Origin of the sequence: Rhizobium sp. RU33A, from assembly GCF_900156055.1 — a bacterium.
GTDB lineage: Bacteria > Pseudomonadota > Alphaproteobacteria > Rhizobiales > Rhizobiaceae > Allorhizobium.
Genome location: NZ_FTMQ01000008.1, coordinates 1 through 19,932 on the forward strand (window position 1 = coordinate 1; position 19,932 = coordinate 19,932).

Sequence of the window (19,932 nt, forward strand, 5' to 3'; positions counted from 1 at the left end):
ATTTTTCATCGTTCAAATGCTCCAGCACTGCCGAACGCATTGTCGTCATTATTGGTTATGTTAGGATGAACTTCATTGTCCGAACGACCTCGAACTTGCCGGGATAGCCCTTGGCACCCCTTCAGGGGTGTATCGCGTTCCGGCTTTCAGGCCTGGTTAAACCGCTCTCCGAGCGTGCATGCCCGGTATGACGAGGCTCTGCCAGACAAGATCAAGGAAAGCTTCAAGTATAGCGACCGAACCTATGGCGCTCGGCGTGCCTGGCGGGCCTCCTCGCCGCAAGCCTCTCCTGTGGTCTGCATCGCGTCGAGCGTCTCATGTGCGACAATGCATTGATAGCAGGGCCGATCCGGCGATGTCTGGGACAATGCGCGATGGACATAAGTGGTGGGCCCGGAGGGACTCGAACCCCCAACCAAGCGGTTATGAGCCGCCGGCTCTAACCATTGAGCTACAGGCCCAGCCCGGCGGAACGCCGTCGGGCGGGTAATGGTCACCCCGCACCGGTCACGGGCTCTAACGCAATTTCAGGAATGCGACAAGCCTCTGCCGCATTGGCTTCACAATCACGCGTCATCACGGAAGCTGGAAGGGCATTGTGCCGGGTGAGACGAAGAGGTCCGCCGGCACCGCGGGACAAAGGACATATTCCATGCTGAAATTTACACGCGCGCTCGTCATGGCCACAGCTCTGTCGGGTTCGGTTCTCTCGACCGGCTTTGTTGCCCAAGCCGTGGCTGCCGAGGGCGAGCGTCGCGAGGCGACGATCATGGTGTCGGGTGAGGGTGAGGCTGCGATCGCGCCCGATATGGCCGTCATTTCGCTTTCCGTCGTTCGCGACGCAGAGACTGCTGGCGAGGCGCTCTCGGCCAACAGTGCTGCCATGAGCGAGGTGCTGGCAGATCTCAAGGCGCAAGGGATTGCCGAGAAGGACCTGCAGACCACGGATTTCTCGATCCAGCCGAAATACAAGCAGGAAACCAGAACCGATGGCACCTATGAGGCGCCCGTCATCGTCGGCTATACGGTCAGCAACGGCTTGACCGTCCGGGTGCGTGACCTTGCCAAACTCGGATCGATTATCGACCAGTCGGTGAAACTCGGCGTCAACCAGGGTGGCGGCATCACCTTCACCAATGATGATCCGGAAATGGCGATCGAGGCCGCGCGCAAGCAGGCGGTCGAGAAGGCTGCGGCCAAGGCGAAGACGCTGACGGAGGCCGCCGGCGTGAAGATCGGTCGTATCGTCGAGATTTCGGAGAACTTCGCCCGGCCGATGCCGCAGATGTATGCCGCAGCGCCGATGGCGAAGATGGCAGACGAGTCGGTGCCGATCGCGTCCGGCGAAAACCTTTATACGGTGACCGTCAACGTCACCTATGCGATCGAGCAGTAAGCGCCGCCACCGTTGCGCGAATGAGAAAGGGCCGGATTTTCCGGTCCTTTTTGTGTTCAGTTATTTCGCCGACTTTCAAACGTCGAGCGGATGCTCGACGATCATCTTCGTCAGGCTGCCGTCTGCGGGGAAGAGTGGGATCAGGCAGGCCTGGAGCGCGTGGTAGATGTCGCCCTTGCCGGGGAAAAGACTGTTCGATGGCTTGCCGTCCTCGGTCAATTCCTCGAACCAGCCGCCATGCTCCCGGTCGAGATTGTTGCCGGCGATATAGTTCCAGATCTTGCGGTAGCTCTCTTCGTGGAAGTCGCTCTCCTGATGCCGGTTGAGGAAGTGTCCTGCGGCCGCACCCTCGCAGAGCGGCCACCAGAGCTTGGCGCGCTTGTCGGGCGCATTTTCCCAGTCGAGCGTGTAGAAGAAGCCGCCCTTCTCCTTGTCCCAGCCGAGCGCCATGGACTGGAAGAAGAGGCCGCGCGCGGCTTCGGCCATCCAAGCCTGGCGCTTGCCGCCGAGCACCCAGAGCTGCAGAAGGAGTCTTGCCCATTCCATCCAGTGGCCCGGTGTGGTGCCGGCCGGGCGGAACATCTCGTTCGGATGATAGTAGTTGCGGTCAACCACCCAGTTTTCATCGAAATGCTCGGCGACGCGGAAGGCTTCTTCGCGGGCGCGGCGGTTGATGACGAGGCCGGCGATACTCTCGGCCTTGTCGAGATAATGCCTCTCCCCCGTCACCTCAAAAGCGGCCATCAGGCTTTCGGTCAGATGCATGTTGGAATTCTGGCCGCGATAGCCGGGGACCGGCTGCCAGTCGGCCGAGAATTCCTCGGCGATTGCGCCGTGCTCTTCTTCCCAGAATTTCTCCTCGATCACCTCGGTGATGTCGGCGAGCATGGCGTCGGCGAGCGGATGGCCGGCGCATTTGGCCGAGGCGGCGGCGAGCAGGACGAAGGCGTGGCCGTAGCCCTGCTTCGTATCGTCGGCAGCGCCTGTGTCATCAGCCTGCCAGAAGTAACCACCATTCTTTTGGTCGCGGTGGCGCTCCCAGATATAACGCATGCCGTGATCGACGATGTCGGCCGAGCCCGGCCGGCCGAGCAGTTGGCCAATCGCGTAGCAATGCACCATGCGGGCGCTGGCATGAATGCCACGCACGGGATTGTCGGTCGACAGCGGCTTTCCGTCACGCGACAGGTCGTAGAAGCCGCCCTTCGGGTTGATGGCCGCGCCAGAGAAGAAATCGAAGAGTTCGTCGGTGCGTGCCAGCAGCCATCTGCGATGATAGGGGCGGGCGCTCCAGGGTGTGGATGGCAGCAGCTGTGATTGATTTTCCGACATTTATTCCTCCCTGAAAGCATCGTTGCCGTCTCTATAGCCGATCGCCGACGCCGCTTCCACCGCCTGACCTTTGTCACGCACAGGTGGATCAATTGTTGACATAAAGATATCTTTATGTGATTTGCAGGTGTCGCATACGCAATAGGAGAGTTCGCAGATGCTCGATCAACTGTTCGGCCGCGAGGGCGCAAACCGTGACGGGGCGGAGATCCTGAAGGCGCTTAACCAAGCTGCGCGCGAACGCATCCTGATCCTTGATGGCGCCATGGGCACCGAAATCCAGGGGCTTGGCCTGACGGAAGACGATTTTCGCGGCGAACGTTTCCTAGGTTGTGCCTGCCATCAGCAGGGCAATAACGACCTTCTGATCCTGACGCAGCCGAACGCGATCGAGGACATCCATTTCCGCTATGCAATGGCCGGTGCCGACATTCTCGAAACCAATACCTTCTCTTCGACCCGCATTGCTCAGGCGGATTACGAGATGGAGGGGGCGGTCTACGACCTCAACCGCCATGGTGCCGAACTCGTGCGCCGGGCGGCGTGGCGGGCCGAGCGCGAGGACGGCAAGCGGCGCTTCGTCGCCGGCGCCATCGGGCCGACCAACCGCACGGCGTCGATCTCGCCCGACGTCAACAATCCCGGTTACCGCGCCGTCTCCTTCGACGATCTGCGCCTGGCTTACGGCGAGCAGATCGACGGGTTGATCGATGGCGGTGCCGATCTCATCTTGATCGAGACGATCTTCGATACGCTGAACGCCAAGGCGGCGATCTTTGCCTGCGAGGAGCGCTTTCTCGCCAAGGGCATTCGCCTGCCGGTGATGATCTCAGGCACGATCACCGATCTCTCGGGCCGCACGTTGTCGGGCCAGACGCCGACGGCCTTCTGGAATTCGATCCGCCATGCCAAGCCCTTTGCCGTCGGCTTGAACTGCGCGCTCGGCGCCGATGCGATGCGGCCGCATCTGCAGGAATTGTCTGCAGTCGCCGACACCTTCATTTCGGCCTATCCGAATGCCGGTCTGCCCAACGAGTTCGGCCAGTACGACCAGAGCCCGGAAGAGATGGCTGAGCTCGTTGCCGGATTTGCCGAAGAGGGCATCGTCAACGTCGTTGGTGGCTGCTGCGGGTCCACACCTGCGCATATCGCTGCCATTGCCGAGGCCGTAAAGGGCAGGGCGCCACGCCAGCCTGTCGAACATCGGCCCTTCATGTCGCTGTCGGGTCTTGAGCCGTTTGAACTGACCAAAGACATTCCGTTCGTGAATGTTGGCGAGCGCACCAATGTCACGGGTTCGGCCAAGTTCCGCAAGCTGATTACCGCTGGCGATTATACAGCAGCCCTCGTGGTTGCGCGCGACCAGGTGGAGAACGGCGCGCAGATCATCGACATCAACATGGACGAGGGTCTGATCGATTCCGAAAAGGCCATGGTCGAGTTCCTCAACCTGATCGCGGCCGAGCCTGACATTGCCAAAGTGCCAGTCATGATCGACTCGTCGAAGTTCCCGATCATCGAGGCTGGCCTCAAATGCGTGCAGGGCAAGGCGGTGGTGAACTCGATCTCGCTGAAGGAAGGCGAGGAGAATTTCGTCGCCCAGGGCAAGCTGATCCGCAATTATGGCGCTGCCGTCGTCGTGATGGCCTTCGACGAAAAGGGCCAGGCAGATACCTATGAGCGCAAGGTCGAGATCTGCCGCCGCGCCTACAAGATCCTGACGGAAGAGGCGGGATTTGCGCCCGAAGACATCATCTTCGACCCGAATGTCTTTGCGGTCGCAACCGGCATCGAGGAGCACGACAATTACGGTGTCGACTTCATCGAGGCGACGCGGACGATCCGGCAGGAAATGCCGCTGGTGCATATCTCGGGCGGTGTCTCGAACCTCTCTTTCTCCTTCCGCGGCAATGAGCCGGTGCGGGAAGCCATGCATGCGGTCTTCCTCTACCATGCCATCCAGGCGGGCATGGACATGGGCATCGTCAATGCGGGGCAGCTGGCGGTCTATGAAAGCATCGACAAGGATCTGCGCGAGGCCTGTGAAGACGTGGTGCTGAACCGTCGCAAGGACGGAACGGAACGCTTGCTGGAGATTGCCGAACGCTATCGCGGCACGGGCGAGGCCAAGACCCGCACCCAGGACATGAGCTGGCGCGAGTGGCCGGTTGCAAAACGGCTGGAGCATGCGCTTGTCAACGGCATCACCGAGTTCATCGATGTTGATACGGAAGAGGCACGGCAACAGGCCGAGCGTCCGCTGCATGTCATCGAAGGGCCGCTGATGGCCGGCATGAATGTCGTCGGCGATCTCTTCGGCGCGGGCAAGATGTTCCTGCCGCAGGTGGTCAAATCGGCGCGTGTGATGAAGCAGGCGGTGGCCGTGCTTTTGCCCTACATGGAAGAGGAGAAGCGCCTGAATGGCGGGACCGGCGAGCGTCAGGCCGCCGGCAAGGTGCTGATGGCAACCGTCAAGGGCGACGTGCACGACATTGGCAAGAACATCGTCGGCGTCGTGCTTGCCTGCAACAATTACGAGATCATCGATCTCGGTGTCATGGTGCCAGCGACGAAGATCCTCGAAGTGGCGAAAGCCGAGAATGTCGATGCCATCGGTCTGTCCGGCCTGATCACGCCGTCGCTCGACGAGATGGTGCATGTGGCCGCTGAAATGCAGCGCCAGGGCTTTACCGTGCCCCTTCTCATCGGTGGCGCGACGACGAGCCGGGTGCATACTGCGGTGAAGATCCATCCGCAATACAAGGCGGGGCAGGCGATCTATGTCACAGATGCCAGCCGTGCCGTTGGCGTGGTCTCGGCGCTTCTCGCCGAGGACGGCAACGAAACCTATGTCGACGGTATCAAAGGCGAATATGCCAAGGTGGCCGAGGCCCATGCGCGGGCGGAAGCCGAAAAGCAGCGCCAGCCGCTGGCGTCGGCCCGGGAGAATGCGGTCAAGGTCGACTGGAGCGCTTACAAGCCCACGAAGCCCAGCTTCACAGGCACCAAGGTGTTCGAGACCTATGACCTTGCCGAACTTGCCCGCTATATCGACTGGACGCCCTTCTTCCAGACCTGGGAGCTGAAGGGTCGCTATCCGGCGATCCTGGACGACGAGAAGCAGGGCGAGGCGGCGCGGCAGCTGTTTGCCGATGCGCAGGCGATGCTCAAGAAGATCATCGAGGAGAACTGGTTCCGTCCACGTGCGGTCATCGGCTTCTGGCCGGCCAATGCGGTGGGTGATGACATCAGGCTTTTCAAGGACGATGCGCGCCAAGAAGAACTCGCGACCTTCTTTACGCTGCGTCAGCAGATCGCCAAGCGCGAAGGTCGGGCCAATGTCGCCTTGTCGGATTTCGTGGCGCCCGTGGAGACAGGGCTTCCGGATTATGTTGGTGGCTTCGTTGTCACCGCCGGCATCGAAGAGGTGGCGATTGCCGAGCGTTTCGAGCGCGCGAATGACGACTATTCCTCGATCCTGGTGAAGGCGCTGGCCGACCGTTTTGCCGAGGCCTTTGCCGAGCGCATGCATGAACAGGTGCGCAAGGAGTTCTGGGGTTATGCATCGGATGAGGCTTTCACGCCCGAGGAACTGATCTCGGAGACCTATGCCGGCATCCGGCCGGCGCCTGGCTATCCGGCGCAGCCCGATCATACGGAAAAGGTAACGCTGTTCTCGCTCCTGGATGCAACGAAGGCGACCGGCGTGACGCTGACGGAGAGCTATGCCATGTGGCCGGGCTCGTCCGTCTCCGGTCTCTATATCGGCCATCCCGACAGCTATTATTTCGGTGTCGCCAAGGTCGAGCGTGATCAGGTCGAGGACTATGCGGCGCGCAAGGGCATGGATGTGCGCGAGGTCGAGCGCTGGTTGGGGCCGGTACTGAACTATGTGCCGAAGGCGGTGGCTGCAGAGTGATTGCGCGCGTCCGCTCAGATGTGGAAGGCGGGAGCGGGCAGAGTGTTCAAGGGATTGAGATTGTCCATGGCATGAAGTGCGGATTGCATGACCTCTCTGGAGCTACCGGCAGCTCGCTCGTCGGTGGCCTGCAGGTCGTTCTCCCGGATGAGGTCCTCCAAGGACAGATCCAGGAGCGCCCATGCTTGGTAGATTGCCGAGCGGAAGGTATCGAGGGTGTCCTGGTCGCGCTCCGTCAGAGTAGCGATGGAGGCGTTTTCAACAGGCAATGCCGTTGACGGAGGCTCTGAACTCACAATGCCATTGGTGACGGCAGTGGAACCTGGATCTCTCTGTGCGGTCTCCATGCTGTCGCGAACGAGCTCGGTATAGTCTGTCGCTGCGCTTCCAATCTCCTTCCCGATGGCCGCTGCACGTTGCGCCAGAAAGGCTGGCGAGACGGAGAACTGACGGAGGATCCGCATTTCCTCTTTCGCTCGATCGAGGCGGTCTTCCGCGATTTTACGACGTGTCTCGGTCAGCGCCTCTTCCAGGCCGGACAGCAGATTGTCATCAGGGTTGGGGCCTGTTGCCTGGACGGCAACCTCGCCACCGCCGGTCTTCAGCTCTTGTGTCTGAACGCGGTCCGTTTTTCTCGTGTCCAACCGGCTTGCCGGGGCACTTTCAATGCTGATCACCGGGGCGGCCTCACTCGATTTCGTCAACATGTTCGAAAATTCAAGCGAAGTATGCACGCAGAAGATTGATTTAGCTTTACCGTCAATTGCCGGCGTTCGGCCATCGCTTTGTGGCAGCGTCTTCTTCTCCTCGCTTTTGGGGAGAAGGTGCCCGAAGGGTCACGCGCAACTCGTTGCGCCGGGGATGAGGGGCTCATCCTTTCCTTCACCTTCCTGACAAACCGATTCCGAATTCGGCGATAAGTTATTGAGGCAGATTCCTAATTGCCTTTACGCCTCCAGCCTCAGCAGGATCGCCGTCGTGTCGTCGCTCTGCTTGTAGCGCGGATATTTCAACCCGTCCGGATCGACCTCACGCTCCATATGCCGCAGTTCTGACACCAGCGATTTTAGCCCTGTCGTCGCGGCGCGCTGGATCAAAGTGGCGGGGTCGTAGAGCTTGTAGAGCGCGACGAGGTCGGCGAGGCCGTCGGAGCAGAGGAGGGCGGTGGCGCCGCCGCCGTAAACGGGGACGTCGACCAGAGCGAGGTGATCGGCGGCCTCGGGGACCACGCCGAAGGTCCAGGTCGAGCCACCTGGTGTGTTCTGCAATGCGCGGCCACGACGCAGATCTTCCAGCGTCTGCGGGTCGTCATTGGCGACGCCTGCCGCTCCGATGCCGCCGACACGGGCGATGTGCTGGGCGGCCCTGTGCTGCTCCCATTCATAGGCGCCGGGGATCGGGATGACGAAGTCGGATCGTCCGTTGTCATGCAGGATGTACATGCAGCTATCGCCGAGGCCGAACCACCGGAAGCCCGATGACGTTGCCTGCAGGGCTGTCAGGCTGCAGAGCGGCCAGGCGTAGCGCGGCTGTTCGCCGGCTATGGCCGTGAATGTACCACGGGCCTCTTCTGAGACCTGTCGCAGGACAGCTTTCGGATCAGCGCCGCCATCGAGGCGCTCGGCAAAACGCATTGCTGCGAATTCCGCGATCCAGGCGGCGTCCGAGCCGAAGCCATCCATGAACTGGCGGTCGCCAAGGCCTGTCGCGCCGTCGATGACGAAAGCGGCATGCCTGTTGTGGCCGAGGCGATCCTCGTTTGGTCTGGTGTCTTTGCCGGGGTCTGAAATCGTGTCGATGATGGAAATCTGCGGCATGGCGATCCCGTGCTTGGTCAATCGTGCCGGAGGCTCCCGGGCACGTGCCCTGCCTATCACGAGGAAAGAGCGGCGTCAGCCGCGGGCGGCGCGAAAGCGGTTCATGATCTCGGCGCGGGTCGGGTCCGTCATTGCAACGGCCAATCCGAACTCGAGCGGTGTCAGCATTGCTTCGTCGGGATAGATGATTTCGTCCGCGAGGATCTCTTCGGGCAGAAGCGCACGGACGCGTCTATCGGTCACCGTGCCGCCATGGACGATGTGCTCGCGGGCCGCGATCTCTGGGTCGAGAAGGTGATTGATCAGAGCATGGGCGCCCGGCTTGTTATGGGCCTTGGCCGGGATCGCGTAATAGTCCGTCCAGATCTCGCCGCCATCGGTCGCGATCGCATAGGCAATCTCTGGCACATCGCGGTGCATCTGCGAGGCGTCATTGCTCCAGCACATGGTCATCCAGGCCTCGCCGGTGCGCATGGCAGGCTGATAATCGCTATCGACTGCGAGTAGGTGCGGCCTGACCTGCATCAGCAGGTCTTCGGCGCGTTGCAGTTCAATGGGGTCAAGCGAGTTGAAGTCGTGGCCAAGGGCGACCAGAGCATTGCCGATGGCGGTCAGCTGGTAGTCTTGCACGATGGTCCTGCCTGTTGCCTCCGTCATGGCGATATCGAAGAAAGCGCGCCAAGTCTCTACCGGCTCAAGTTCACGGCTGTTGTAGGCAATGCCTGTCGTGCCGGCGTTCTTGGGCACGCCATAGATCGCACCCGCCCGGACGCCGGGCTTCAGGAAGCGGTCGGCATGGGCGGCGAGATCGAAATTCGGAAGGCGTCGGAGTTCAAGGGGCTCGAGCATGTCGCGCTGAACATAGGGCGCGATCGCATACTGGGTGGGTACGATGATGTCCCAGACCCTGCCTCTTTCAAGGGCCAGCAAGGTGCCCTCGTTGGACCCGATGATCGAAACGTCGACCTCGACGCCGTAGCGGGACGTGAAGTTCTCGAAGGTCGCGGGATCATGGTAGTTCGGCCACGTCGCGAGCGAAACCTTCTTGCCGAGCGGCGACGCTTCCGACGTTGCCACGCTGGTCCTGCGGCTTCCTCCAATGACGAGGGCAGCAATTCCAAGCCCGGTGACAGCCAGAAAATGACGACGCGTGACGGAGCCGCGTTTCAGGCGCATGAATTCGGCCATGAAACCCTTGGCGTCAATCTCCGTTGATGTCTTCTTGGCGGCCATGGCTGCTCTCGATCCGTTGCCGGTTTCGTGCCGCCGAATTTCACCACAAACGGGTTAACGCTATCACACCATAAGGTGAAAACTGCATGGGCGCCCGGGCTGTCACACCATGCGATCGATGATGCTGATGCCGTTTTCGCGGAAGCTGTCCATGGTGGCGAGCGCCGGGGCCGCTTCCGACAGAGTGATGCGACGGCCGATCAGGCGATCGGGCGAAAGCTTGCCGGAGAGGATCATGCGCAGCATGGCATCGTAGCGCCAGGACTGCATCCCATGGCTGCCATAGATCTCGAGTTCGTGGGCGATGACGCGCGCCATGGGGATTGCCGGTGTCGCGTGATCGGCGAGCATCAGGCCGACTTGAACATGGCGACCGCGTCGGCGAAGGTTGAGGATCGAGTTGCAGCAGGTCTGGGGATGGCCGAGCGCATCGACCGAGACATGCGCACCGCCGCCGGTCACATCACGCACCGCTTCGGAGACATCGGCGACTGCGCGGCTGTCGATGGTGACAGATGCGCCGAGTGCCTTTGCGAGTGCCAGTTTGTCCTCGGCGATGTCGATCGCCACGACATTGGCGCCGAGCGCTGCACCGATCATGATGGCCGAGAGGCCAACACCGCCGCAACCGTGGACAGCCAGCCACTCACCGCCCTGGAGCCGGCCCTGGTTAACGACGGCGCGGAAGGAGGTGGCAAAGCGGCAGCCGAGGCTTGCCGCCGTCTCGTAGCTGATCTCTGTCGGCAGATGCACGAGGTTCTGATCGGCATAGTCGATCGCGACATATTCGGCGAACGAGCCCCAATGGGTGAAGCCGGGCTGGAACTGCTCTTCGCAGACCTGCTGATTGCCGGATCGGCATTCCATGCAGTGGCCGCAACCGGAGACAAAGGGCACCGTCACGCGGTCGCCGACCTTGAAACGGCGCACGTCTCGGCCGACAGCCGAGATCGTGCCAGCCAGTTCGTGGCCGGGCACATGGGGAAGGCGGATGTCGGGATCGTGGCCCATCCAGCCGTGCCAGTCGCTGCGGCAGAGGCCAGTTGCCTTCACAGAGATGACCACACCGGCATTGGTCGGCGTCGGATCGGGCAGGGTGCGGATTTCCGGTGTTGCACCGAATGCTTCAAAATACATCGCCCGCATGGGATATCCTCCAGATGCGAATGCCGCCCTTGCGGACGGCATTCCGACACGTTTGCCCTTCGACGTGGTTTGCCTCAGTCGGCGAGCACGATCAAGGCGGAGGGGTCGATTTTCACGCCGACCGTATCGCCGACGGTTGGCGGGCGCGTGCCTGGATCGTTGAACGTGTCGAAGGAGAGAGTCTTGCCGCCGACATCAATGCGTGTGCGGATGACGGAGCCAAGGAACTGGCTCGATGTCACCTGCCCGTGCACCGTGGCATCATCCGCCCCTGAGAGGGTGCCGGCTTCCGGTCGCATGGCAAGCTGGATCGTTTGGCCGTTCGCGGACGAAATTGCTTCCTTGATGGCAAGCATCTTGTCGCCGATCTTCACCAAGCCGGCGCCCTGATCCGCAACGACGGCGTCGAGCACGTTGAGCGTGCCGACGAAGGAGGCGACGAAGCGGGTCGTGGGACGGTTGTAGATCTCGAAGGGCGTGCCGATCTGGTCGGCCTTGCCGGCATTCATGACGACGATGCGGTCGGATATCGACAGCGCCTCTTCCTGGTCATGGGTAACGAAGACGGTGGTGATGCCGAGCTTCTGCTGGATCTGGCGAATTTCCTCACGCAGTGAAACGCGGATCTTGGCGTCGAGCGCCGAAAGCGGTTCGTCCAGGAGCAGGACCTGGGGTTTGGGGGCAAGCGCGCGGGCGAGTGCCACGCGCTGCTGCTGTCCGCCCGACAGCTGGTAGGGGTAGCGCTCGGCCAAATGTTCGAGGTGAATGAGGGAGAGCATCTCCTTCACGCGGGCCTCGATGTCGGCTTTCGACATGCCGGCGATCTTCAGGCCGAAGGCGACGTTGTCGAAGACGTTCATGTTGGGAAACAGCGCATAGGCCTGGAAGACCATGCCGATGTTGCGCTGGTTGGGCTTCAGGTTCGTCTGGTCCTTGCCATCGACGACGATGGAGCCGGCCGACGGAGTCTCGAAACCGGCGACCATCCGCAGCACGGTGGTCTTGCCGCAGCCCGACGGGCCGAGGAAGGAGACGAATTCGCCCTTGTCGATCGCCATGTTGAAGTCGTGCACGACCTGCGTTGCGCCGAAGGATTTCTTGAGGTTGTTTAGGGTCAGAAAGCTCATGAATTGATGTCCTCAAGCCTGGCGGGGGGCTGTTTTCTGGAGGCGGGAGACGAGCTGCATCAGGCCGAGGCAGCCCCAAGTGATGCAAAACGCGATCACGGCGAGGGCGGCCGGCTCATAGGCGCGGTTGGCGCCGAGCAGCTGCATGTAGGGGCCAAAAGCCGGTTTGTTCAGAAGGGCGGCCATCGTGAATTCACCCATGACGATGGCGAAGGTGACGAAGGCGCCCGACATGACGGCGACGGAGACATTCGGCAGAATGATACGGCCGATGATCGTGGCCCAGCCGGCGCCGAGGCTCTGGGCTGCCTCCGTCAGGGTGGCGACGTCGATGGTTCTCAAACCCGTATCAACCGCGCGGTACATATAGGGCAGGCCGAGCGTCGCATAACCGAACATCAGCAGCATGTTCGTACCGGTTGAGGAGCCGGTCAAAGGCAGCCAGCTCGAGGTGTTATAGAGGCGGATATAGCCGAACACGACGACGATCGCAGGGATGACGAGCGGCAGCAGCGTGACGAATTCGATGTAGGGGCGAAGGCCCGGCATCTTCAGCCGCACCCAATAGGCCGTCGGTACGATCAGGAATACGCCGAAGATGATGGTCGTCAGCGCCATGGTCACAGAATAGCTGAAGGTTTCCTGGAAGCGCGGATCGGCCAGAACCTTGGCATAGGCATCGAAGGAATACTCGCCGCGGCGCATCTTCAGCGAGAAGTTGGTCATCCCGATGAGCGGCAGGATGAAATAGAGAAGGCCGAAGATCAGCGCGGCCCAAGCCCAGAGACGTTTCATTTCATCCACCTTTCGCTGCGGGCGCGCAGCCAGATGTAGAGGCCATTGGCAATTCCGGTGACGACGATCATGCCAAAGGCGAGCGCGTAGCCGAGATGGGGGTCGCCCAGGACGTCGCCACGGATCTGGGCGAAGAGCAGGATCGGCACGATATTCAGCGAAGAGCCGGTCAGTGCGATCGCGGTTGCGACAGCGCCGAACGCATTTGCGAAGAGCAGCGCCATGGTGCCGAGGATCGAGGGCAAAAGGATCGGGAAGGCCACGAGCCGCCAGTATTGCCCATTGGTCGCGCCGAGGATTGAGGCCGCCTCGCGCCATTCGCGCTTCAGGCCGTCGAGTGCCGGCGCGATGATCAGGATCATCAGCGGGATCTGGAAGAAGAGATAGGTGATCGTCAGTCCCCAGAAGGACAGGAGATTGAAGCCGAGAAGGCGCAGATCGATGCCAAGCTGGGTCTTGAGGAAGACGGTCAACATGCCGACAGGGCCGAGCGTCGCGAGGAAGGCGAAGGCGAGCGGCACGCCGGCGAAGTTCGAGGCGACACCGGAAAACGTCAGCAGCGGGCTGCGGATCCAGGCAGGCAGTCCGCCGAGAATGACTGCGGCGGCCACGCCGAAGCCGATCAGGCAGCCGAGAATTGCCGAGGCGAGACTGATCTTGATGGAGATCCAGTAGGCGGCCATGATCGAAGGGGTGAACAGGCCAAGCACATTGTCGAAGGTGAACGAGCCGTCCGGACGCTGAAAGGCGCCGATGACGATCTTCATCGTCGGCATGATCAGGAAGAGAATCACGAAAGCTGCGAAGGGCAAGACCCCGAGCCAGTGAAGTGGAAGTTTCGTTCGTGGCCGTGCCTGATGGCCCGGGCTCACCGCCTCTGTCGACATTCGATCTGCCCCTCTGTCCGCGTTTCGACGGATCTTCTTAAAATGCGAGCGCCGCCCCGACCTTAGAAAAGATCGGGGCGGCACATCAAGGTCTCGACTTACTGAACGTTGGCGCCGACGACGCTGTCCCAGCCAGCCGTGACGGCAGCCTTGTTTGCGTCGACTTCTTCGAGCGTCGGGAAGTAGGCCTTTTCGTAGGACTCAGCCGGCGGCAGGGCGTCGAGCAGGTCCTGCGGAACCTTGCCGGCCTTGACCATGGCGTTGAAGCGGGCCGGGTGGCAGTAACCCTTCAGCCAGCCGAGCTGACCTTCGTCGGAGTACAGATGTTCCATCCACAGCTTTGCTGCGTTCGGGTGCGGTGCATAGGCCGAGATGCCCTGAACGTAGACGCCAGCGAGAACACCCTTGTCCGGAACGACGACTTCGACCGGCGGGTTGCCGGCGAGCGTGTCACGAGCGGCGAGCGCGTTGTAGTCCCACATGACGACGATCGGGGTCGCGCCCTGGGCGAGCGTGCCAGACTTGCCGATGACAGGCACGAAGTTGCCGGCCTTGTTCATTTCGGCAAAGTAGTTCAGGCCAGCTTCACCAGCGTCCTTGCCGGCGGCTGCACCGGTTGCCATGCCGGCGGCGAGAACGCCGAGGATGGCCTGGTTGGAGGCGCGCGGGTCACCGGCGAGAGCGACCTGGCCGGCATATTCCGGCTTCAGAAGGTCGGCCCAGTCCTTCGGCGTGTTGGTGACGAGGTCCTTGTTCACCAGGAGCGACATGACGCCGTAGTAGTCGCCATACCAGTAGCCTTCAGCGTCCTTGATGTTGTCAGGGATTTCGTCCCAGGTGGAGACCTTGTACGGCTGCAGCAGGCCTTCGGCCTTCATCTGCGGACCGAAGGCGAGACCGACGTCAACGACGTCAGGAGCCTGCGGGCCCTTGTTGTCCTTGTTGGCCTTGATGGCTTCGACTTCGTCGGCCGAGCCTGCATCCGGGTTCAGTTCGTTGACGGTGATTTCCGGATACTTCGCCTTGAAGGCGGCGATGACTTCGCCGTAGCCGCACCAGTCGTGGGGCAGGGCGATGGTGGTCAGCATGCCTTCCTTCTTGGCAGCTTCGATGAGCTCGGCGCTCGGTTCGGCATAGGCGACGGCCGAACTCGTCATGACCAGCGCGGTCGTGAGCGACAGGAATTTGCGAAGATTGGTGGTCACTGTAGTTCTCCTCTTGTGTTGGAAGCGATGCGGTTCACTTATGTGGCCTTTGTTATGGTTATGTGACGGATATCGGCCTTGCGCGGTCTATCGATGATGGCCTGTATCCTGAATGATCCTCCGGTTTCTTCTCTCAACCATGTCGGGGCTTTCGGAACAGGCGTGCCTGTTCAAAAAGTCCTTCGAGTGTGTTCATGCGCTCGCGCGTCTCGTCCCAGGACGAGCTCTGCACGGCCTCGATCAGGGCTTCGACGACAAACAGCGTCACGACGGAGCTGTCCCATGCCGATGGCGCCTCGATATGGAGCTTGAAACAGTGGCGGGCATGCTGTGCCACCGGCGACATCCACTGGTCCGTAAACACGATGATCTGCACGCCGTTGGCGCGCGCGACCTCTGCGAGCGTCGTCAGGTCGGCTTCGTAGCGCCTGATGTCGAAGATCACCAGCACGTCGCCATCCTGCATATTGAGGACGTGCTGCGGCCATGAACTGGCATTCGAAGACATCAAGGTCGTCCGGGGACGGATGACCTGCATATGGGTGAAGAAGTATTCGGCGAGCGCACCCGTGATGCGTCCGCCGACGAAATAGATGCTGCGATGGCGGTCGCCGATCAGACGGGCGGCTTCATCGAAGGTCGCCGTGCGCAGTTCTCCAAGCGAGTTGCGCAGATTGGCCATCACGGCTTCTGCAAACCGATTGAGGATATGGCGATTGGGTGCGTTGGCGGCCCAACGATCGTGCTTGGCGATCGGGTTTGAGATCGTCGCCTCAAGCTCCTGGTGGAGATGCGCCTGGAACTCCGGATAGCCCTTGTAGCCGAGCTTCTGCACCATGCGGGCGACTGTCGGGGTCGAGACGCCGGCATTCTCGGCAACGGTGGTGATGCTGCCCAGTCCAGAGACGGGGTAGTTCTGCAGCAGGCTTTCTGCCAGCTGCCGTTCGGCACGCGTCAGCCCGTCGAAATGGGCATGGATCACGTCCGACACCGTGGTCGACGCATTCATCAAGAACCGATTGACTCCCCTCAAGCCAGTCTGTCGCCGGCTTTTTTCGGATTAAGCCTCGCTGTCACAATTGAGTCAACTGGCCCTTGAAGAGAATTTTTCAGTAGCGGATTGACAGACGCTTAACCGTGAAGAATTCTCTTCGAAAATAAGTTGGGCCAACGAGCCCGGGGGAACAATCAGCATGCTCTTGAGGTCGGGGATCCTGACAGCGTCGGACGGTGAGGTGGTTGCAGTCGACAATCCGACGGCGGCGAGCGGCCTCGTTTTCGTCTGTGAGCACGCATCTGCCGTTTTGCCGCCATGGGCAGGCGATCTCGGCCTCTCGACGGAAGCACTGTCCAGCCATATCGCCTGGGATCCGGGCGCTCTGGAGATAGCCCGTCACCTGTCGACCTCGCTCAATGGGCTGCTTGTCCACCAGCGTTTCTCGCGACTGATCTATGACTGCAATCGCCCGCCGGAATCGCCGGCCGCCATGCCGGAAAAGAGCGAGATCTACACGATCCCGGGAAATCTGAACCTCAGCCCGGCGGAGCGTTATGCGCGGACGGCGGGGCTCTACGTTCCCTTTCACGACCGGATTGCTGCCGAGATTGCGCGGATCGCCGGGGAGGGCGGCAAGCCCGTGATCGTCACCGTGCATACGTTCACGCCGGTCTACTTCGGCAAGCCACGTGAGGTCGAGATCGGCATCCTCCACGATACAGATAGCCGTCTGGCGGATGCCATGCTCGAGGCCGCAGCCGGTGGTCCGTACCGTGTTGAGCGCAACTCGCCATACGGACCCGAAGACGGCGTGACCCATACGCTGCGTTTGCATGCGCTGCCGCAAGGCTTCGCCAATGTCATGATCGAGGTCCGCAACGACCTGGTTCGCGATGAAGCAGGCCTCAAGGCTATCTCCGCCTATCTCACGGACTTGATTTCAGGAGCGCTCGAAAGGGTCGCATAAATATTCGAAACGCTGAGCAAACCAAAAACAAATGAGGGAACGGATGCCGGCATACGAGATCATGAGACGAAGACCGCTGATATGGTCCGGGCAGGCGGTACACTGATGCCGCAAGCCCTCAAAACCTATGTGCGTGTCGTCGATGCGTTCAACCGGCGCGTCGGCCGGATCGTCATGTATGGCATCTTCGTCATGATGGGCATCCTGCTCTACTCGTCCATCTCCAAGACCATGTTCCTGCCTGCGAGCTGGACGCTCGAAATGGCGCAGTTCGTCATGGCCGGCTATTATCTGCTCGGCGGTGCCTATTCGCTTCAGCTCGACAGCCATGTGCGCATGGATCTGCTTTACGGTCGCTGGTCGCCAAAGACCAAGGCGATCGTCGATGTGATCACGATCATGATGCTGTTCGTCTACCTGTTCTTCCTGCTCTGGGGCGGCGTGTCGAGCACCACCTATGCGCTGCAATATGGTGAAACCAGCTATTCCTCCTGGTCGCCTTACATGGCTCCCGTGAAGATCGTCATGGTTGTCGGTATCTTCCTCACCTTCCTGCAGGCGACCTCGATCTTCATCAAGGACCTTGCCATTGCCATGGGGAGGCCGCTTGCATGACTGAGTTCCTCAGCTACGAAATGATCGCGCTCCTGATGTTCTCATCGATGATGATGTCGATGCTGACGGGGCAGCGCGTGTTTGCGACCATCGGGTTCGTCGGGGTCGTGGCGGCTGCCGCGCTCTGGGGCAATGGCGGCTTCGAAATGGGCTTCTCGGCCGGCATGAAGCTCATGAAGTGGTATCCGCTGCTGACGCTGCCGCTGTTCATCTACATGGGCTACATGCTGTCGGAATCGGGCATCGCCGAAGATCTCTACAAGGCTTTCCATGTGTGGTTCGGCGGTATGCCGGGCGGTCTTGCCGTCGGAACGATCGGGTTGATGGTCGTGATATCCGCGATGAACGGGTTGTCGGTTGCCGGCATGGCAATTGGGGCATCGATCGCGCTGCCCGAACTGCTGCGCCGGGGCTATGACAAGATCATGGTGTCGGGCGTCATCCAGGCGGGCAGTTCGCTCGGGATCCTCATTCCGCCGAGCGTCGTGCTTGTTCTCTACGGCATGATCGCACGCCAGCCGGTCAGCCAGCTTTGGCTCGCGGGCGTCTTCCCCGGGCTGCTGCTTGCGACGCTGTTCTGCATCTACATCATCATCCGCTGCCGTCTCAATCCGGCGCTCGGTCCCGCCCTTCCCAAGGAGGAGCGTGACATGCCGATGCGCGAGAAGCTTAGGCTCTTGCAGGCCGGCATCCTGCCGTTCCTCATCTTCTTCCTGATGATGGGCCTCTTCCTGATGGGCATCACCAGCCTGGTGGAAAGCTCGGCAGTCGGTGCTCTCGGCGCCCTTTTTGCGGCCTGGTACAAGGGGCGCCTCACCAAGGCGGTCTGGAACCGGGTGCTGGAGCAGACGCTGGGCATCTCCTGCATGTTCATGTGGATTATCCTGGCCGCCCTCTGCTTCGGCGCTGTCTTCGACGGGCTGGGTGCTGTCAGGGCGATCGAGACGCTGCTGGTCAACGACATCGGTCTGACCCCCTGGCAGATCCTGATCATGATGCAGCTGTCGTTCCTGGTTATGGGGGCATTCCTCGACGATACGGCCATGCTGGTCATCGTCGCCCCCCTCTACATCCCCTTGGTCGGCAAGCTCGATCTTGGCGTCGACAATGCCCTGATCTGGTACGGCGTGCTCTACACGATCACCTGTCAGATCGCCTACATGACCCCGCCCTTCGGCTATAATCTCTTCCTGATGAAGGCGATGGCGCCGCCCGACTTCCGGTTGATCGATATCTATCGGTCGGTCATCCCCTTCGTGCTGATCATGCTGCTCGGCATGGTCATCATCATGATCTTCCCGCAGATCGCGACCTGGCTTCCGAGCCAGATCTATCTCCGAGGTTAGCGTTCGAATGACAAGAGGCCCGGCAAACGGGCCCGGCACCAGGACTACCCGCCGGACCTCAGGTCCTGCGGGCTTCAAAAGAAACGAAGAACAGAGGGAAACAACATGACCAACAGCAGACGTTCATTCCTGAAGACGGCCGCCATGGCGACCCCTGCCGTTCTGGCAGCCCCTTACGTCAAGGCACAGAACGCCAAGATCACCTGGCGCCTGCAGACCTATGCCGGTGCAGCCCTTGCCGAATTCGTCATTCGGCCGTCGGTCGACGCCTTCAACAAGGCGGCGAATGGCGAGATGGAAATCCAGCTCTTCACGGCAGACCAGCTGGTGCCTACCGGCGAACTCTTCCGCGCCATGCAGGCCGGCACCATCGACGCTGTCCAGTCGGACGACGATTCGATGAACTCGCCGGTGGATATCAAGGTCTTCGGCGGCTACTTCCCGTTCGCCTCGCGCTACAGCCTCGACGTGCCGACGCTGTTCTACGAATACGGTCTCGCCGAGATCTGGGACGAAGCCTATACGGAAGTCGGCGTGAAGTGGCTTTCCGCCGGTGCCTGGGACCCGTGCAACTTCGCCACCAACAAGCCGATCACCAAGCTCGATGATCTGAAGGGCCTGCGCGTCTTCACCTTCCCGACAGCCGGCCAGTTCCTGTCGCAGTTTGGCGTCGTGCCGGTTACCATTCCGTTCGAAGACGTGCCGGTCGCCATGCAGACGGGCGAAATCGACGCGATCGCCTGGTCTGGCATCACCGAGGTCTTCACTTCGGGCTGGGTAGACGTCACCAAGTACTTCCTGACCAACAACGTCTCCGGCGGCTGGGCGGGCTCGTTCTTCGCCAATGCCGACCGCTGGAACGAAGTCCCGCCGCACCTGCAGACCTTGTGGCAGATGTGCATGGACTCGTCCCACTACAAGCGCCTGCACTGGTACTGGGGCGGCGAGGCCCGTCTGCGTGCCGAGGGCGGTCGTCTCGAGCTCACCAGCATTCCGGATGCCGAATGGAAGACGGTCGAGGACGCGGCTCGCGTGTTCTGGGAAGAGGTTGCCAAGCAGACGCCGCGCACCGGCAAGGTCGTCGAGATCCTGAAGAAGTACAATGGCGACATGGAAAAGGCCGGGAAGCCTTACCGTTACGGCTGATTGA

16 protein-coding genes, 1 tRNA gene and 1 pseudogene are annotated in these 19,932 nt (G+C 61.1%); 7 read left to right on the forward strand and 11 right to left on the reverse strand.

All coding sequences use genetic code 11. The features are described from left to right. Nucleotides 1–126: 126 nt before the first annotated feature. A pseudogene (locus BW978_RS23845) lies at nt 127–362 on the forward strand (IS3 family transposase); the annotation flags it as partial. Between the two features lie 23 nt (nt 363–385). Here BW978_RS23845 and BW978_RS21250 read toward each other — a convergent pair. Further along, a tRNA-Ile gene (locus BW978_RS21250) sits at nt 386–461 on the reverse strand. Nucleotides 462–679: 218 nt separating this feature from the next. Between BW978_RS21250 and BW978_RS21255 the strand changes: the two genes are divergently transcribed. Continuing rightward, on the forward strand, nt 680–1,396 hold the full coding sequence (locus BW978_RS21255) for an SIMPL domain-containing protein (RefSeq protein ID WP_175616927.1): 717 nt from the start codon (nt 680–682) through the stop codon (nt 1,394–1,396). 75 nt (nt 1,397–1,471) lie between these two features. Here the strand turns inward: BW978_RS21255 and BW978_RS21260 are convergent, their stop codons facing one another. After that, the gene (locus tag BW978_RS21260; protein WP_076397844.1) at nt 1,472–2,728 is read right to left on the reverse strand and encodes an AGE family epimerase/isomerase; all 1,257 of its coding nucleotides are present in this window, start codon (nt 2,726–2,728) and stop codon (nt 1,472–1,474) included. A 157-nt stretch (nt 2,729–2,885) separates the two neighbouring features. Between BW978_RS21260 and metH the strand changes: the two genes are divergently transcribed. Continuing rightward, complete coding sequence (gene metH / locus BW978_RS21265; RefSeq protein ID WP_076397845.1) at nt 2,886–6,647, forward strand: methionine synthase; 3,762 nt, start codon at nt 2,886–2,888, stop codon at nt 6,645–6,647. A 14-nt stretch (nt 6,648–6,661) separates the two neighbouring features. On the opposite strand, the gene BW978_RS21270 is transcribed toward metH, so the two are convergent. The 9 genes from BW978_RS21270 to BW978_RS21310 form a co-directional block, all read right to left on the reverse strand. Further along, nucleotides 6,662–7,354, reverse strand: coding sequence for a hypothetical protein (locus tag BW978_RS21270; RefSeq protein ID WP_076397846.1), 693 nt, complete (start codon nt 7,352–7,354; stop codon nt 6,662–6,664). Nucleotides 7,355–7,594: 240 nt separating this feature from the next. Continuing rightward, entirely contained in the window at nt 7,595–8,464 is an 870-nt protein-coding gene (locus BW978_RS21275; protein ID WP_076397847.1) for a hypothetical protein, read from the reverse strand. A 75-nt stretch (nt 8,465–8,539) separates the two neighbouring features. Continuing rightward, nucleotides 8,540–9,697 carry an ABC transporter substrate-binding protein gene (locus BW978_RS21280; protein ID WP_076397848.1) on the reverse strand — a complete coding sequence of 386 codons (1,158 nt, stop codon included), beginning with the start codon at nt 9,695–9,697 and terminating at the stop codon, nt 8,540–8,542. A 102-nt stretch (nt 9,698–9,799) separates the two neighbouring features. After that, nucleotides 9,800–10,843: a zinc-dependent alcohol dehydrogenase family protein gene (locus BW978_RS21285; protein ID WP_076397849.1), complete on the reverse strand. Its 1,044-nt coding sequence runs from the start codon at nt 10,841–10,843 to the stop codon at nt 9,800–9,802. A gap of 74 nt (nt 10,844–10,917) precedes the next feature. Continuing rightward, nucleotides 10,918–11,970: an ABC transporter ATP-binding protein gene (locus BW978_RS21290; protein WP_076397850.1), complete on the reverse strand. Its 1,053-nt coding sequence runs from the start codon at nt 11,968–11,970 to the stop codon at nt 10,918–10,920. Nucleotides 11,971–11,982: 12 nt separating this feature from the next. Continuing rightward, nucleotides 11,983–12,765 carry an ABC transporter permease gene (locus tag BW978_RS21295; protein WP_054151633.1) on the reverse strand — a complete coding sequence of 261 codons (783 nt, stop codon included), beginning with the start codon at nt 12,763–12,765 and terminating at the stop codon, nt 11,983–11,985. Beyond that, the gene (locus BW978_RS21300; protein ID WP_076397851.1) at nt 12,762–13,652 is read right to left on the reverse strand and encodes an ABC transporter permease; all 891 of its coding nucleotides are present in this window, start codon (nt 13,650–13,652) and stop codon (nt 12,762–12,764) included. The genes BW978_RS21295 and BW978_RS21300 overlap by 4 nt, the downstream gene beginning before the upstream one ends. 98 nt (nt 13,653–13,750) lie before the next feature. Then, entirely contained in the window at nt 13,751–14,857 is a 1,107-nt protein-coding gene (locus BW978_RS21305; protein ID WP_076397852.1) for an ABC transporter substrate-binding protein, read from the reverse strand. Between the two features lie 133 nt (nt 14,858–14,990). Continuing rightward, entirely contained in the window at nt 14,991–15,869 is an 879-nt protein-coding gene (locus BW978_RS21310; protein WP_054151635.1) for a MurR/RpiR family transcriptional regulator, read from the reverse strand. Nucleotides 15,870–16,050: 181 nt separating this feature from the next. Here BW978_RS21310 and BW978_RS21315 point away from each other — a divergent pair, with 181 nt between their 5' ends. The 4 genes from BW978_RS21315 (at nt 16,051) to BW978_RS21330 (ending at nt 19,928) form a co-directional block, all read left to right on the forward strand. Beyond that, complete coding sequence (locus BW978_RS21315; protein ID WP_076397853.1) at nt 16,051–16,821, forward strand: N-formylglutamate amidohydrolase; 771 nt, start codon at nt 16,051–16,053, stop codon at nt 16,819–16,821. Between the two features lie 105 nt (nt 16,822–16,926). Beyond that, nucleotides 16,927–17,436, forward strand: a complete 510-nt coding sequence (locus tag BW978_RS21320; protein WP_076398097.1) for a TRAP transporter small permease subunit — start codon at nt 16,927–16,929, stop codon at nt 17,434–17,436. Then, entirely contained in the window at nt 17,433–18,782 is a 1,350-nt protein-coding gene (locus BW978_RS21325; RefSeq protein ID WP_076397854.1) for a TRAP transporter large permease, read from the forward strand. Before BW978_RS21320 ends, BW978_RS21325 begins: the two co-directional genes overlap by 4 nt. Before the next feature lie 105 nt (nt 18,783–18,887). Then, complete coding sequence (locus BW978_RS21330) at nt 18,888–19,928, forward strand: TRAP transporter substrate-binding protein (RefSeq protein WP_054151639.1); 1,041 nt, start codon at nt 18,888–18,890, stop codon at nt 19,926–19,928. Nucleotides 19,929–19,932: the final 4 nt, after the last annotated feature.